The sequence below is a fragment of the uncultured Oceanisphaera sp. genome (assembly GCF_947495715.1).
GTDB lineage: Bacteria > Pseudomonadota > Gammaproteobacteria > Enterobacterales > Aeromonadaceae > Oceanimonas > Oceanimonas sediminis.
Window position 1 is genome coordinate 101779 of record NZ_CANLZU010000015.1, and the last position, 15646, is coordinate 117424.

12 protein-coding genes and 1 tRNA gene are annotated in these 15646 nt (G+C 57.0%); 5 read left to right on the forward strand and 8 right to left on the reverse strand.

Going from position 1 to position 15646, the window contains the following annotated elements; translation table 11 throughout:
• Window positions 1-91: 91 nt before the first annotated feature.
• The 5 genes from yfaE to ubiG all read right to left on the reverse strand — a co-directional run bounded on the left by yfaE (window position 92) and on the right by ubiG (window position 5544).
• On the reverse strand, window positions 92-364 hold the full coding sequence (gene yfaE / locus Q0753_RS10985) for a class I ribonucleotide reductase maintenance protein YfaE (RefSeq protein ID WP_298720570.1): 273 nt from the start codon (window positions 362-364) through the stop codon (window positions 92-94).
• A complete protein-coding gene (gene nrdB, locus Q0753_RS10990; protein WP_298720572.1) occupies window positions 361-1494 on the reverse strand; it encodes a class Ia ribonucleoside-diphosphate reductase subunit beta in 1134 nt (377 codons plus the stop codon). The genes yfaE and nrdB overlap by 4 nt, the downstream gene beginning before the upstream one ends.
• Before the next feature lie 48 nt (window positions 1495-1542).
• The gene (nrdA, locus tag Q0753_RS10995) at window positions 1543-3819 is read right to left on the reverse strand and encodes a class 1a ribonucleoside-diphosphate reductase subunit alpha (RefSeq protein WP_298720574.1); all 2277 of its coding nucleotides are present in this window, start codon (window positions 3817-3819) and stop codon (window positions 1543-1545) included.
• 348 nt (window positions 3820-4167) lie between these two features.
• A complete protein-coding gene (locus Q0753_RS11000) occupies window positions 4168-4842 on the reverse strand; it encodes an HAD-IA family hydrolase (protein ID WP_298720575.1) in 675 nt (224 codons plus the stop codon).
• 3 nt (window positions 4843-4845) lie between these two features.
• Window positions 4846-5544: a bifunctional 2-polyprenyl-6-hydroxyphenol methylase/3-demethylubiquinol 3-O-methyltransferase UbiG gene (ubiG, locus tag Q0753_RS11005; RefSeq protein ID WP_298720577.1), complete on the reverse strand. Its 699-nt coding sequence runs from the start codon at window positions 5542-5544 to the stop codon at window positions 4846-4848.
• Window positions 5545-5703: 159 nt separating this feature from the next.
• Between ubiG and gyrA the strand changes: the two genes are divergently transcribed.
• The 4 genes from gyrA to aroA all read left to right on the forward strand — a co-directional run bounded on the left by gyrA (window position 5704) and on the right by aroA (window position 12595).
• Window positions 5704-8463, forward strand: a complete 2760-nt coding sequence (gyrA, locus tag Q0753_RS11010; RefSeq protein ID WP_298720579.1) for a DNA topoisomerase (ATP-hydrolyzing) subunit A — start codon at window positions 5704-5706, stop codon at window positions 8461-8463.
• A 184-nt stretch (window positions 8464-8647) separates the two neighbouring features.
• Window positions 8648-9733 (forward strand): 3-phosphoserine/phosphohydroxythreonine transaminase, encoded by a 1086-nt coding sequence (serC, locus tag Q0753_RS11015; RefSeq protein WP_298720581.1) that lies wholly within the window; start codon window positions 8648-8650, stop codon window positions 9731-9733.
• A gap of 367 nt (window positions 9734-10100) precedes the next feature.
• Window positions 10101-11201 (forward strand): histidinol-phosphate transaminase, encoded by a 1101-nt coding sequence (gene hisC, locus Q0753_RS11020; protein ID WP_298720583.1) that lies wholly within the window; start codon window positions 10101-10103, stop codon window positions 11199-11201.
• A 107-nt stretch (window positions 11202-11308) separates the two neighbouring features.
• Window positions 11309-12595, forward strand: a complete 1287-nt coding sequence (gene aroA, locus Q0753_RS11025; RefSeq protein WP_298720585.1) for a 3-phosphoshikimate 1-carboxyvinyltransferase — start codon at window positions 11309-11311, stop codon at window positions 12593-12595.
• A gap of 37 nt (window positions 12596-12632) precedes the next feature.
• On the opposite strand, the gene Q0753_RS11030 is transcribed toward aroA, so the two are convergent.
• Complete coding sequence (locus Q0753_RS11030; RefSeq protein ID WP_298720587.1) at window positions 12633-13025, reverse strand: MerR family DNA-binding transcriptional regulator; 393 nt, start codon at window positions 13023-13025, stop codon at window positions 12633-12635.
• A 143-nt stretch (window positions 13026-13168) separates the two neighbouring features.
• Here Q0753_RS11030 and Q0753_RS11035 point away from each other — a divergent pair, with 143 nt between their 5' ends.
• Window positions 13169-13663: a hypothetical protein gene (locus Q0753_RS11035; RefSeq protein ID WP_298720589.1), complete on the forward strand. Its 495-nt coding sequence runs from the start codon at window positions 13169-13171 to the stop codon at window positions 13661-13663.
• On the opposite strand, the gene Q0753_RS11040 is transcribed toward Q0753_RS11035, so the two are convergent.
• Window positions 13644-15461 carry an EAL domain-containing protein gene (locus Q0753_RS11040; RefSeq protein WP_298720592.1) on the reverse strand — a complete coding sequence of 606 codons (1818 nt, stop codon included), beginning with the start codon at window positions 15459-15461 and terminating at the stop codon, window positions 13644-13646. The two genes, Q0753_RS11035 and Q0753_RS11040, sit on opposite strands and share 20 nt — an antisense overlap.
• Before the next feature lie 108 nt (window positions 15462-15569).
• A tRNA-Asn gene (locus Q0753_RS11045) sits at window positions 15570-15645 on the reverse strand.
• Window position 15646: the final 1 nt, after the last annotated feature.

The window sequence follows — 15646 nt, forward strand, 5'->3', positions numbered from 1 at the left end:
TTGTGTGGGCTGACGATGTCGGCTTTTGGTGTACGGATGAGGGAGACGGTATCGGGTTAAATCGGTGATGCGCGCAGTATGCCGTGTTGACTCAAGCCTGTTTCTTGACCGGCTCGGCGTCCAGATCCAGGATGACCTCGCCTTGTGGGCGACAGCAGCAGGGCAGAATGTCACCGGCGGGTACAAAAGCCAGCGGCTCTTGCTGGTAGCTGACCGCTCCCTCTAGCAGGGTAGTGCGGCAAGAGCCGCAGTAACCACTGCGGCACTGATATTCCACCGCATGACCGGTGCGCTCCAGCCCTTCGAGCAGGGTTTCACCTGCTCGAAGTTCAAAGTTCAGCGCTCGGGTGCAGACACGGCTCACAGCTCGAAGTCACCCAGATCGTCATGATTCATTTGCGAGTCGATCTGGCCCACCAGGTAGGAGCTGACTTCTACCTCTTGCGGGGCCACCTGCACGTTGTCGGATGACAACCAGGCGTTGATCCACGGAATCGGGTTCTGCTTGGCATCGTTAAATGCCGGGGCCAGCCCCACCGTCTGCATACGCAGATTGGTGATGTATTCCACGTACTGGCACAGAATGTCCTTGTTCAGGCCGATCATGGAGCCGTCCTTGAACAGGTATTCGGCCCATTCCTTTTCCTGAATCGCCGCATCACGGAACAGCTCGAAACACTGCTGCTCGCATTCTTTGGCGATTTGCGCCATTTCCGGATCGTCGTCGCCACTGCGCAGAATATTGAGCATGTGCTGGGTGCCCGTCAGGTGCAGGGCTTCGTCGCGGGCAATCAGCTTGATGATTTTGGCGTTGCCTTCCATCAGCTCGCGCTCGGCGAAGGCGAAAGAGCAGGCGAAGCTGACGTAGAAGCGAATGGCTTCCAGTGCATTGACGCTCATCAGGCACAGGTAGAGCTTTTTCTTCAGCTCATAACGGCTGATGCTGATCGGCTGACCTTTGAGCTCATGCTCACCTTCACCAAACAGATGGTAGAGGTTGGTGTATTCGATCAGCTGGTCGTAGTAGCCGGCAATGCTGCCGGCACGCTTGAGGATCTGCTCGTTGGCCACGATATCGTCGAACACGGTCGCCGGGTTGTTGACGATATTGCGGATGATATGGGTGTAGGAGCGCGAGTGAATGGTCTCGGAAAAGGCCCAGGTTTCAATCCAGGTTTCCAGCTCGGGAATGGACACCAGCGGCAACAGGGCCACGTTGGGGCTGCGGCCCTGAATGGAGTCTAGCAGGGTCTGATACTTCAGATTGCTGATGAAAATATGCTTTTCATGGTCCGGCAGCGCCTGGTAGTCGATTCTGTCCTGAGACACGTCCACTTCTTCCGGGCGCCAGAAGAAAGACAGCTGCTTCTCGATCAGCTTTTCGAAGATATCGTATTTTTGCAGATCATAACGGGCCACGTTCACCGGATTACCGAGGAACATGGGCTCTTTCATATGATCGTTCTGAATTTGACTGAAAGTGGTATAGGACATTTCTATTGTTCCGCGCAGAAAGGCGGGGTTTGACCCCGCCAGCATCAATTATATTTTGCAGGCGCCGCCGGCACAGCCGTCATCTTCCTGCATGTCGTTCTGGGCGTCGGCCGCACCGTCACGGGTGTTATGGTAATACAGGGTCTTGAGACCGAATTTATAGGCGGTGAGCAGGTCTTTCAACAGCTGCTTCATCGGCACCCGACCACCGTCGAAGCGGGCAGGATCGTAGTTGGTGTTGGCTGAAATGGCCTGATCGACAAACTTCTGCATCACGCCCACCAGCTGCAGGTAACCGTCGTTGGACGGCATCTGCCACAGCAGCTCGTACTGGTTCTTCAGCTCGGCGTATTCCGGTACCACCTGCTTGAGGATACCGTCTTTAGAGGCCTTGACCGACACCAGACCACGGGGCGGCTCTATGCCGTTGGTGGCGTTGGAAATCTGGCTCGAGGTCTCTGACGGCATCAGCGCGGTCAGGGTACTGTTGCGCAGACCAACGGTCTTTATCTCTTCGCGCAGCGTTTCCCAGTCCAGGTGCAGCGGCTCCTGGCAAAGCTTGTCCAGATCCTTTTTATAGGTATCGATCGGCAGCACGCCCTGGGAATAGGTGGTCTCGTTAAAGGCCGGGCAGGGGCCGAATTCCTTCGCCAGCTTGACCGAAGCCTTCAGCAGGTAGTACTGAATGGCTTCAAAGGTCTTGTGGGTCAGACCGATGGCGCTGCCGTCGGAATACTTGACGCCGTTTTTGGCCAGGTAATAGGCGTAGTTAATGACACCAATACCCAGAGTACGACGGTTCATGGAGCCTTTCTGGGCGGCCAGCAGCGGGTAGTCCTGGTAGTCGAGCAGGGCATCCAGCGCACGTACCGCCAGTTCGGCCAGCTCTTCCAGTTCACTCAGGTCGCTGATGGCGCCCAGGTTGAAGGCCGACAGGGTGCACAGGGCAATTTCGCCGTTCTCGTCGTTGATATCCATCATCGGCTTGGTGGGCAGGGCGATTTCCAGGCACAGGTTGCTCTGGCGTACCGGAGCCACCGCCGGGTCGAACGGGCTGTGGGTGTTGCAGTGATCCACGTTCTGAATGTAGATACGACCGGTGCCGGCACGTTCCTGCATCATCAGCGAGAACAGCTCCAGCGCCTTGAGGGTGCGTTTACGAATGCTGCTGTCCTGCTCGTACTTGACGTACAGCTCTTCAAATTTCGCCTGATCCTCGAAGAAGGCGTCGTACAGGCCGGGCACGTCGGAGGGCGAAAACAGGGTGATGTCGCCGCCCTGGATCAGGCGCTGGTACATCAGGCGGTTTATCTGCACGCCGTAGTCCATGTGACGCACGCGGTTTTCTTCCACGCCGCGGTTGTTCTTCAGTACCAGCAGCGATTCCACTTCCAGGTGCCACATGGGGTAGAACAGGGTGGCGGCACCACCACGCACACCGCCCTGAGAGCAGCATTTAACCGCGGTCTGAAAGTGTTTGTAGAAAGGAATACAGCCGGTGTGAAAGGCCTCACCGCCACGGATGGGGCTGCCCAGGGCGCGAATGCGACCGGCGTTGATGCCGATACCGGCACGCTGGGACACATAACGCACGATGGCGCCGGAGGTGGCGTTGATGGAGTCCAGGCTGTCGCCGCACTCGATCAGTACGCAAGAGCTGAACTGACGGGTCGGGGTGCGCACGCCGGACATGATGGGCGTGGGCAAAGACACCTTGAACTGGGACACCGCATCATAGAAGCGGGTAACAAAGCTCAACCGAGTATCTTTCGGGTACTTGGAGAACAGACAGGCGGCCACCAGCATATAAAGGAACTGCGGGCTTTCGTAAATCTCGCCACTCACCCGGTTCTGCACCAGGTATTTGCCTTCTAGCTGCTTGACCGCCGCATAGGAGAAGGTCAGATCGCGGTCATGATCCAGGTGTGCGTTCAGGGCGTCGAGCTCGTCGCGGCTGTAATCGGCCAGAATATGCTGGTCGTACTTGTCCATCTCGGTGAGGCGGGCAACGTGATCATAAAAATGAGGTGGCTCGAACTGACCATAGGCCTTCTTGCGCAGATGGAACACGGCCAGGCGGGCGGCCAGATACTGGTAGTCAGGGGTCTGCTCGGAGATCAGATCGGCGGCGGCCTTGATGATGGTCTCGTGAATATCTTCGGTGCGGATACCATCGTAGAACTGGATGTGTGACCGCAGCTCCACCTGGGAGACGGAAACATTGTCCAGTCCTTCGGCAGCCCAGGTGATGACTCGATGGATCTTGTCCAGATCGAGGTGCTCCTTGGCGCCAGAACGTTTGGTAACCAGCAGATGTTTATTCATGAAACTGACCTTCTCCCAGTGGTGTTGCGTCTACTTCGGCAAAAAACATCCCGTGTCATCAATACCCTACATAGTGTGGTTGATGGCCGGAAGAAGCACAACATCTAGTTGTCTTGTGTGATGATGGGCACAATATAGTGGGTTAGCTCACAATTCTCAAGCCGGTGGATGCCGGTAAAGCTTGTGGATAATCTGTGATCTCTCGCCAAAGGTTTGTACTTACTAACGTCTATCCCTTTGGGAGTCTGGCGCTGGCAAATGGCTGCTTGTTTTATGCCCGGCGAGAAAGATTTTTAAAAATATTTGGCTTGCAAAAAAGGGGTATTGGAGATCCCGCCGGATCTTTCATCACTTGGCGTCGAATGTGTCTTTCAGCCAGTCGGTCAGCGTAAAAACCGTGCCGTGCTGATGATCCGCCTGCCAGTAGTTCGGGTCTTCGTCGGCGGAAATATAACCCCAGGCGGCCGCCACCGTGGTCATGCCGGCGGCGCGTCCGGCTTCTATATCGCGTTTGTGATCGCCGATGTAAATACAGCGCTGTGGCGCAACCAACAGCTGCTCGGCCGCAAACAGCAAGGGAGCGGGATGCGGTTTCTTGTAGGGCAGGGTATCGGCACTGACGGTCACGCCACAGTGGCGAAACAACGCCAGTCCGGCCAGCAAGGGATCGGTGAGTGCGGCGGGCTTGTTGGTGACCACGCCCCAGGGAATGCGGCTCATGTTCAGCCAGTCCAGCAGGGCCGGCACCCCGTCGTAGGGGCGGGTATGATGACAGAGGTTGTCACCGTAAAAGCGCAGCATCTGCCCCCGCAGCTGCTCCAGGCCATGATGCTCGATCAATGCCGGATGAATGCCGGCCCTGAGCAGGGCATAGGAGCCGTCCGAGGTGGTGCATTGCAATACCGCTTCGGTCAGGGCGGGCAGCCCCAGGCTCTCTATGACATGGTTGGCGGCAGCCCCCATGTCTCCGGCCGTGTCCAGCAGGGTTCCATCCAGATCGAACAGCACAGCGTCAAAGGTCATTGCTTACTCCGGCTTGATGGCATGCACCATGTAGTTGACGTCCGCATCCCGGCTGAGCTTGAAGGTGCCGGTCAGCGGTTGATAGACCACACCGCTGATGTCTTTGACCACCAGACCGGCCTGCTCTATGTAGCTGCACAGTTCGGCGGGAGTAATGAACTTGCGGTGATCGTGGGTACCTTTGGGCACCATTTTAAACAGATGCTCGGCCGCCGCTATCATCATCAGCCAGGCCTTGGGATTGCGGTTGATGGTGGAAAACACCAGGGTGGCACCGGGTTTGGCCAGGTCGGCGCAGGCCTGCACCACGGAGGCGGGCGCGGGCACATGCTCCAGCATTTCCATGCAGGTGACCACATCGAACTGTCCCGTATGCTCTGCGGCCACCTGTTCGGCGGTGCTCTGACGGTAATTGACGCTCACGCCCATTTCCAGTGCGTGCAGCCGGGCCACCGCGAGTGGCTCCTGTCCCATGTCGATACCGGTCACTTCGCCACCTTCCCGGGCCATGCTTTCGCTGAGAATGCCGCCGCCACAGCCAATATCGATGATCTGTTTGCCGAACAGCCCATCGGCCTTGTCGGCAATCCAGTTCAGACGCAGCGGGTTAAGCCGGTGCAGGGGCTTGAAGTCGCCTTCCAGATCCCACCATTGGGAGGCCATGGCTTCGAATTTTTCGATTTCCTGTTGATCTACATTCACGGGCAACGCCTTAAACGATGGTCAGATTAATGTGCAGAGCGGCCATTATAGCCCAGTCGGTTTTCGCTGCCAGCATGACTGCTCCCTGCACGCATTTGTATGGTAGAATGATGCGTTTTTTATTGCGATATCAACAATAAACTGGGGACAAGGCTTTCTATGACCGATCTGGCCCGAGAAATCATGCCGATAAACATCGAGGAAGAGCTGAAACGCTCTTACCTGGATTACGCCATGAGCGTGATCGTGGGGCGGGCGCTTCCCGATGTTCGAGATGGTTTGAAACCGGTACATCGCCGCGTGCTGTTCGCCATGAACGAGCTCGGCAACGACTGGAACAAGCCCTACAAGAAATCGGCCCGTGTGGTAGGTGATGTAATAGGTAAATATCACCCGCACGGCGACAGTGCCGTATACGACACCATAGTGCGCATGGCACAGGATTTTTCCATGCGTTATACCCTGGTCGACGGCCAGGGTAACTTCGGCTCGGTGGATGGCGACTCCGCCGCCGCCATGCGTTATACCGAAGTTCGCATGGACAAGATTGCCCACGAACTGCTGGCCGATCTGGATAAAGAGACCGTCGACTGGGTGCCCAATTACGACGGTACCGAGATGATACCGGCAGTGATGCCGACCAAGGTACCCAACCTGCTGGTAAACGGTTCTTCCGGTATTGCCGTGGGTATGGCCACCAATATTCCGCCGCACAACCTCAACGAGGTGGTGGACGGCTGTCTGGCGCTGATTGACGACGAACACATCAGCATCGATCAGCTGATCGAGCTGATTCCGGGACCGGATTTTCCTACCGGCGGCATCATCAACGGCAAGTCCGGCATCATCGATGCGTACCGTACCGGTCGCGGCAAGATTTATGTGCGTGCCCTGGCCGAGGTGCAGACCGACGAGAAAACCGGTCGCGAAACCATTATCGTGTCCGAGCTGCCGTATCAGGTGAACAAGGCCCGGCTGATCGAGAAAATCGCCGAGCTGGTCAAGGAAAAACGCATCGAGGGCATCAGTGCCCTGCGCGATGAGTCCGACAAGGACGGCATGCGCATCGTGATTGAAGTGCGCCGGGGTGAAGTGGGCGAGGTGATTCTGAACAACCTCTATTCACAGACCCAGATGCAGAACGTGTTCGGCATCAACATGGTAGCGCTGGACAACAACCAGCCGCGCATCTTCAACCTGAAGGACATGCTGGAATGCTTTATTCAGCATCGTCGTGAAGTGGTGACCCGCCGCACCGTGTTCGAATTGCGCAAGGCGCGGGATCGGGCGCACATCCTGGAAGGTCTGGCCATCGCACTGGCCAATATCGACCCGATTATCGAGCTGATCCGCCGCTCGCCGACCCCGGCCGAAGCCAAGGCCGGCCTGGTCGGTCAGGGCTGGGAACTGGGTAATGTGGCCAGCATGCTGGAGCGGGCCGGTGACGATGCGGCACGCCCCGAGTGGCTGGAGCCCGAATTCGGCATTCGCGAAGGTGTCTATTACCTGACCGAGCAACAGGCCCAGGCCATTCTTGAGCTGCGTCTGCACCGCCTGACCGGCCTCGAGCACGAGAAAATTCTCGAGGAATATCAGAATCTGCTCACCCTGATTGCCGAGCTGCTCTATATCCTGAACAGCCCGGAACGATTGATGGAAGTGATTCGGGAAGAGCTGGAAGCGGTCAAGGTACAGTTCGGCGATGCCCGTCGTACCGAAATTACCGCCTCCAGCGCCGAGATCAACATCGAAGATCTGATCACTCAGGAAGACGTGGTGGTGACCCTGTCCCATCAGGGCTACGTGAAATATCAGCCGCTGACCGATTATGAAGCCCAGCGTCGCGGTGGCCGTGGCAAGTCGGCCACCAAGATGAAGCAGGAAGACTTTGTGGAACGCCTGCTGGTGGCCAATACCCACGATACCATTCTGTGCTTCTCGACCGCCGGCAAGGTGTACTGGCTCAAGGTGTATCAGTTGCCGGAGGCCAGTCGTGCCGCCCGTGGCCGACCCATCGTCAACCTGTTGCCGCTGGATGGCGATGAGCGGATCACCGCGATTCTGCCGGTGCAGGAATATGCCGACGACAAGTATGTGTTCTTCGCCACTGCCGACGGCACCGTGAAGAAAACCAGCCTGTCGGCCTTCAGCCGGCCGCTGGCATCCGGTATTCGTGCCATCAACCTGCGCGAAGGCGACGAGTTGATTGGCGTCGATATCACCGATGGCAGCAACGAGATCATGTTGTTCTCCGATGCGGGCAAGGTGGTGCGTTTCGCCGAAGGTAGCGGCCATGCCGACGTGGAAAGCCACGACGAGCAGGGCGAGTCCGGTCCGGAAGAAGGCGAAGGGTCAGACAGCGACGCGGCCGAAAGCAAGGGCACCTTCAAGGGCGTACGGCCCATGGGGCGTACCGCCTCCGGTGTGCGCGGCATTCGCCTGGCGGGGGATGACAAGGTGGTGTCACTGATCATTCCGCGCGGTGAAGGCCCCATTCTGACCGTGACCGCCAATGGTTACGGCAAGCGTACCGCACTGGAAGAGTACCCGACCAAGAGTCGCGGCACCCTGGGCGTGGTGTCGATCAAGGTCAGCGATCGTAACGGTCCGGTTGTCGGCGCCATTCAGGTGGACGACAGCAACGAAATCATGCTGATCACCAACGGCGGCATTCTGGTGCGCACCCGCGTGCTGGAAGTGAGCCTGATCAGCCGTAACACCGCCGGCGTGCGTTTGATCCGTACCGGAGAAGACGAGCAGGTGGTGGGTCTGCAGCGTATCGAAGAACCCGAAGACGATGATGAGCTGATTGACGGTGAGGGCGATGCCCCGACCGGCGAACAGGCCGACGTTGAAGTCGACGGCCAATCTGACGTTGACGGGAACGACGAACTGCAGGACCCGGACAGTGAAGCGTAAATAACGTGCATTGAGAACAAGGGGCCCCAGTGGCCCCTTTTGTTCAACTGTGATTCAATACACGAAATCACTTTGACTTGGCCGTCTGGACGTGTAAAAACGATAGGGTGGTGGTGATAACAACGGGTACCGGCGTGATGCGGCCGTGTTATCGATTATTCAGCGTATAGGTAACTCAGGGAAAATGGAGAAGATGGTTTATAACTTCAGCGCGGGTCCGGCCATGTTGCCGGTTGAGGTCATGCAGCAGGCTCAGGCCGAGTTTCGCGATTTTAACGGTTTGGGTGTGTCGGTGATGGAGCTCAGTCATCGCGGCGCCGACTATATGGCGGTTGCGGCCCAGGCCGAGCAGGATCTGCGTGACTTGATGCAGGTGCCGGACAATTACAAGGTGTTGTTTCTGCAGGGCGGTGGCCGTGGCCAGTTTGCCGCCGTGGCGCTGAACCTGATGGGCAAGAATGCCAAAGCCGATTACATCGTTACCGGTCAGTGGTCGAAATCCGCCGTGGCGGAAGCGGAAAAAGTAGGCAAGGTTCGGGTGCTGGACGGCTTTGCCGCCACCGAAAACGGCCCGCGTGCCTTGGCTGACAGCTGGGATCTGGACCCGACCGCCGCCTACGTACATTACTGCCCGAATGAAACGGTGGAAGGCATCGAGTATCACTTCGTGCCCGACACCGGCAATGTGCCGCTGATCGCGGACATGTCTTCCACCATTCTGTCTCGCCCCATCGATGTCAGCAAATTCGGCCTTATCTACGCCGGTGCCCAGAAAAACATAGGTCCGTCCGGTCTGGCGGTGGTAATCGTACGTGAAGACCTGCTCCAGCAGGCCTGCCCGCATACTCCGGCGATCATGGACTATGCAGCCATGGCCAAGGCCGACTCCATGCTGAACACGCCGCCGACCTACGGCTGGTATCTGGCCGGTCTGGTGTTCCAGTGGCTGAAGCGTCAGGGTGGCCTGGACGCCATGGGCGAGCGCAACAAGGCCAAGGCCGAGCTGCTGTACAACTATGTGGATGCCAGCGATTTCTACAGCAACAATGTAAATCTGCAGGCTCGTTCCTGGATGAATATTCCGTTCCAGCTGAAGGACGACAGCCTGAATGAGGCCTTCCTCAAGGAAGCCAAAGCCGAAGGGCTGCTGGCGCTGAAGGGCCACCGCATCGTGGGTGGCATGCGTGCCAGCCTGTATAACGCCATGCCCATCGAAGGGGTACAGGCGTTGGTGGCCTTCATGGACAAGTTCGCCAAGCAACACGGCTGAACCAATAGCAGTAGGTTGGTGATGAGCGAAGCGAATCCCAATATTACTTACCACTGTGAGTCCGCAATGCGAAGCAGCAGTGCGGTTACGCTCCGCCGACACGCTTCAAGCCTATCCATGGGACGCTCAGCAAATGCCATCCATGGCATTTGACGGTCGGCTACGGCAATCCCCACTACTGCTTCGTGAAGCTTCGGCGCTGCCTGTTTGCCGTAGATTGGGCTGAGCGAAGCGAATCCCAAAACCTGGAAATCGGCAGGTTAGAGAAAACAGCGCTGGATGAAATGGCGGCATCAATTTGTAGCCGCCACTTCAGTTGGCGGGCCTTGCGGAGCAAGGAATTAAAAAACACATACAAGGAGTCACTGTGAGTATTGATTATCTGGCCCTGGCCAATGCCGGGGTAGAGAAGTTACACCCTTATCAGCCGGGCAAGCCGGTGGAAGAGCTGGAGCGCGAGCTCGGCATCAGCAACAGCGTCAAGCTGGCATCCAACGAGAACCCCATGGGACTGGGCGCCAAGGCCAAAGCCGCCATCGAGCGGGCGTTGCCGGAGCTGGCGCGTTACCCGGATGCCAACGGCTTTGCCCTGAAGTCGGCGCTGGCCGACAAGCTGGGGGTCAATACCGACCAGCTGATCCTGGGTAACGGCTCCAACGAGCTGATCGACCTGATTTACCACACCTTCGTCTCGTCCGGTCAGCAGGTGGTGTTTTCCCAGTACACCTTTATCGTGTATGCCATGGCCACTCAGGCTCATGGCGCCGACGCTGTGGTGGTGCCGGCCAAAGACTTCGGTCATGATCTGGATGCCATGGCCGCAGCCATTACCGAACAGACCAAGCTGGTGTGCATCACCAACCCCAATAACCCGACCGGTACCTTTTTGACCAGGACCGAACTGGCCGCCTTTTTGGCTCGGGTGCCCAAGCAAGTGCTGGTGGTACTGGACGAGGCCTATACCGAATATGTGGCCGAGGACGAGCGGCATCCGTCCATCGACTGGCTGGCACAATACCCCAACCTTATCGTGTCGCGTACCTTCTCCAAGGCCTATGGTCTGGCGGGTCTGCGGGTCGGTTACATGGTGGCGCATCCCGAGCTTATCGGTGTACTGAATCGCGTGCGTGAACCCTTCAACTGCAACAGTCTGGCCCTGGCGGCGGCAGAAGCGGCGTTGGGCGATGATGTCTATCTGTCCGAGGCGGTCGAATTGAACCGGCGCGAGATGGCCCGTTACCAAGCCTTCTTCGAGAAGCGTGGTCTGCGCTATGTGCCGTCTCGCGCCAACTTCATTACCCTGGATCTGCAACGTGATGCGGCCCCGGTATATGAAGCGCTGTTGCGTGAGGGGGTCATCGTCCGCCCCATTGCCGGTTATGGTCTGCCGACTTGCCTGCGCATCAGCATCGGGCTGGAGCAGGAAAACCAGCGTTGCATGGACGCACTGGCCAAGGTGCTGGGTTGAGAACAGGCCGGCGCAAGCCGGCCTTTTGTTTACTTGCCCTGATGCATCAGCCCTGTTAACGTCTAGACAGCCTCTGTTTTTGTTTATCCCGTATCTCCAGGAATCATATGGAAAGCCTTAAATTATCTCCTATTGCCCGGGTGGAGGGCAGCGTGAATCTGCCCGGCTCCAAGTCCGTATCCAATCGGGCGCTGCTGCTGGCCGCTCAGGCTCAGGGCACGACCCGCCTGACCAACTTGCTCGACAGTGACGATATTCGTTACATGCTGGATGCGCTCAAGACGCTGGGCGTGCAGTATGAGCTGTCGGAAGACAAAACCGAGTGTGTGGTACACGGCCTGGGTCGCGCCTTCAGTGCCGGTGAGCCGGTGTCATTGTTTCTGGGTAATGCCGGCACCGCCATGCGACCGCTGTGCGCCGCGCTCTGTCTTGGCACCGGTGAATTTACCCTCACCGGCGAGCCACGCATGTGGGAACGGCCCATCGGCCATCTGGTCGAAGCCCTGCGAGAAGCCGGCGCCGATATCAGCTATCTCAAGAATGACGGCTATCCGCCGGTGTTTATCAACGGCAAGGGAATGTGGGGCGGCGACGTTCATATCGACGGCTCGGTATCCAGTCAATTTCTGACCGCGTTTTTGATGGCGGCACCCATGGCATCCGGGGATACCCGTATCCATATCAAGGGTGAGCTGGTGTCAAAGCCGTACATCGATATTACCCTGCATATCATGCGCCAGTTCGGTGTGGAGCTGGAGCACGACAATTACCAGACGTTTTACATCAAGGGCAATCAGACCTATATCGCGCCGGGTGACTTTCTGGTGGAAGGGGATGCGTCATCCGCCTCCTACTTTCTGGCCGCCGGTGCCATCAAGGGCAAGGTGCGGGTAACCGGTATTGGTCGCGACAGCATTCAGGGCGATATTCGTTTTGCCGATGTACTGGAAGCCATGGGTGCCAAAATCACCTGGGGTGATGACTTTATCGAAGCCGAGCATGTGGCGCCGTTGCAGGCGGTGGACATGGACATGAACCATATTCCCGATGCGGCCATGACCATCGCCACCACGGCATTGTTTGCCGAAGGCACCACCCGCATTCGCAATATCTATAACTGGCGGGTGAAGGAAACCGACCGGCTGTATGCCATGGCCACCGAGTTGGCCAAGCTGGGTGTCGAGGTGGAAGAGGGTGAAGACTACCTGGTGATCATTCCGACAGCCAAGCTGCAGGAAGCGGAGATTGCCACCTACAACGATCATCGTATTGCCATGTGTTTCTCGCTGGTAGCCCTGAGTGATACCCCGGTGGTGATCCTGGATCCCAAGTGTACCTCCAAGACTTTTCCCGATTACTTCGACAAGCTGGCCAGTATCAGCCTGAGCGACTAACATCAGAAAGGCCCGCCGAGTGCGGGCCTTTTATTTTTCAGTGATGCTTCATGTTTTCCAGGGTTTCCCGAGCCTTGATGTCGGCGGCGTCCAGCTCGGCGAGCACCCTTTCTATGTCTTCCTGCTGCTGGCGCAGGCTGGCACGTTTTTCGGCGATCATGGCCACCATGGAATGAAGCTGGGGGCGAGAACGGTGATCGGCATCATAGAGTTCAAACAGTTCCCGCATCTCGGCCAGGCTGAAACCCAGTCGTTTACCACGAATGGTCAGTGCCAGTCTGAACCGGTCTTTATGGCTGTAGATACGGGTGTTGCCTCTGCGCCTGGGTGTCAGCAGTCCCAGCTCTTCATAATGGCGCAGGGTACGGGGAGTGATGTCGAACTCATCGGCCAATTCAGAAATACTGTAGGTCACTTCCTTATTGGGCATGACGACGACTCCTTGCTTTACAATGAACGGGATACAACAGAGAAGCAGACCTTACACGCATATGCGGGGGCTGTGAAGCCTGACTTTTGACTGATGGTGGAGATTACGCCAAGATGGTTTTTTGGGGTAACAGTGGAGGCGATGTGTTTATTTTCAAGGTGCAGGATCTAGAGGGCGGTCAGGCTGAAATTCGTATTCAGGCGCTTGACTGGAGTGAGCAGGGAGCCGTCGATTTTAGCTGCAACAGCGATCAACTGGCGGTGTTGCTGTTGTCGGGCTGTCGCTCCGGCAAGGGCTTTTTCGAGCTGTTGGCGGGAACCAAGCCGATGTATGTAGAGCAGTGGCTGGAATACCTGCAAGAAGAAGGGAGCCTTAGCCAGGTGGAGCTGAGCATTCACAGCCCGCTCGAACCCGGCTATGCCGAACTGTGCGGGCTGGACTCGGAACAGGTAAAAACGCTGCTGGATCTGGTTTATCAGGTGGGGGGGTTCAATCGCCTGCAGATCATGCGCTATCTTAAACATCGACACAGCCCGGCGACCATGTCGACACGCTACAACCCGGACGAGCTCAAGCGTTACCGTCACCTGGGAGAGCTTATCAACCAACTGATCCGCTTTAAATCGCCAGCCCCTTGAAGGTGTCGAAGTCTCCGGGTCTCGCCACCAGATAGCCCTGGATACCATCGATATGCATGGACTCCAGCAACTGTTTCTGCTCACCGGTTTCTACGCCTTCGGCAATCACATGGCAGCCCATGCGCTGTGACAGATCGACGATCATGCGCACAAATTGCTGGCTGGTGCTGTCTGCTTCCAGTTGCCTTACCAGCTGACCGTCCAGCTTGATATAGTCGGGCTTTATCTCTCGCAACAGTTGAAAAGAGCCGTAACCCTGGCCGAAGCGGCTGACCGCCGAGCGGGCACCACAACGACGAATCATGTCCAGCAGTCGCTTGCCGGTTACTCGCTGGTGTTGCAGTACCTGTTCATCCAGTTCAAACACCAGGCTGGCGCTCATTTCCTTGTCGCGCAGCAATACCCGTTCCAGCCAGATTAAAAAAGAATTCTGCTGCAGGCTGGCGGGCGTCAGGTTGATGGCCCAGCGCTGCCTGGGCAGTGCCTTGTGCTCTATCTGTTGCAGAATCATGTCGATGATCTTCTGTTCGAACAGCATCGACATGTTCAACCGCTGCAGCATGGCAAACACGGTGGTGGCCGGGTAGGTGCCCCCCTGATCATTAGGAAAACGGGTGAAAATTTCGTTATAGCCGGGCATGGCCTGTTTGCGAATTTGGGCGGGTTGTACCTGCAACAGAATCTTGTCTTCGTTGAGCATGTTCTGCAGCAGCTGACGCCATTCGCTTTCTCCCATTTCTTCATCACTGTTGTGTTTGAGTACCACACTCCAGCTATTGGGCTCTCGACCCTGAGACTGGGCCAGTGCCAGATCGGCTCTGATCAATACCTGCTCCGAGGGTTGCCCCGGCAGCAGTTGAGTGAAGCCGAGATAGGCGGCACAATCCAGTTCGTGTACATGCTGATAATGATACAGTTCCTGGTTCAATAGTGTGCCGAGGCGTTCCGCCAGCGGTTCGCATTGCCCTTTGGCCAACACCGCAATATCGGTACCACTGATACGATAGCCCCTGGCGCCCAGCTCGGGCAGAATGGCTTTACGCACCAGTTTGACGATGTCCCGCAGATACTGATCACCCGCCTGAAATCCGCGTTGAACATTAATACTCTGCAAGGCGCTGGCACGCACTATCATCAGGGTCGCGGTAGCCAGCTTGTTTTCATCGTTAAGCATCAAATCGAGATCACGACGAAAGGCAAAGCGGTTGCCAAGATTGGTCAGGCTGTCCTGATAGCTTTGCTGTTGTGCCACACCCAGTTGCTGTTGCAGATCTTCCAGCTGGTGACGGTAACTCTGGTGCAGGCTGATGATTCCCTGTTCGACCGGGTCGTTACCACCGAGATGGCCCAGGTCGGGATCGAGCAGCAGAGACGTGAAATAGTGCTTTCTGGTTTCCTCATCTTTACGTCTGCGTCGGTGCAGAGCGGCAAAAATAAGCAGGTTGACCAGCGTCAGGGGGATGGACAGCTGTAGCCACTGGGTGGTGGCCGGCCTGGTATCGAGTCGATAAAACACCCGGGTATCGCCGACGATTTCCTGATGAGGGGTTGATATCTGCCCAAACCACCATGCAGAGTGACTGGCCGGTAGCGGTTGCTCTATGGACAACTCGGCGAGGCCGGGTAGCAGGGAAGCCGATAGCTCCGTGGTGGTAACCTGTGTCAGGCGATCATGAGTCTGTTGTTCTTGAAGCTGAAGAGCATGGTAGCTGGCCCACCAGGGCAGCAAAATACTCAGCAAGATAATAATAGAGCCTGACAGTAGCAGAGCCTGACCAAAGGGACGAGTTTCCCGCATAGTCATTATCCTTATGAAAACGGGGCATCAGGGTAGATAGGGAACAGCTTGAAGAGCAATTGCTCAGGGGAGTATCATGAGCGAGCAGCATTGAAATGACAAGGAAAATGGCTCCCCCTGCTGGACTCGAACCAGCGACATACGGATTAACAGTCCGGCGTTCTACCAACTGAACTAAGGGGGAA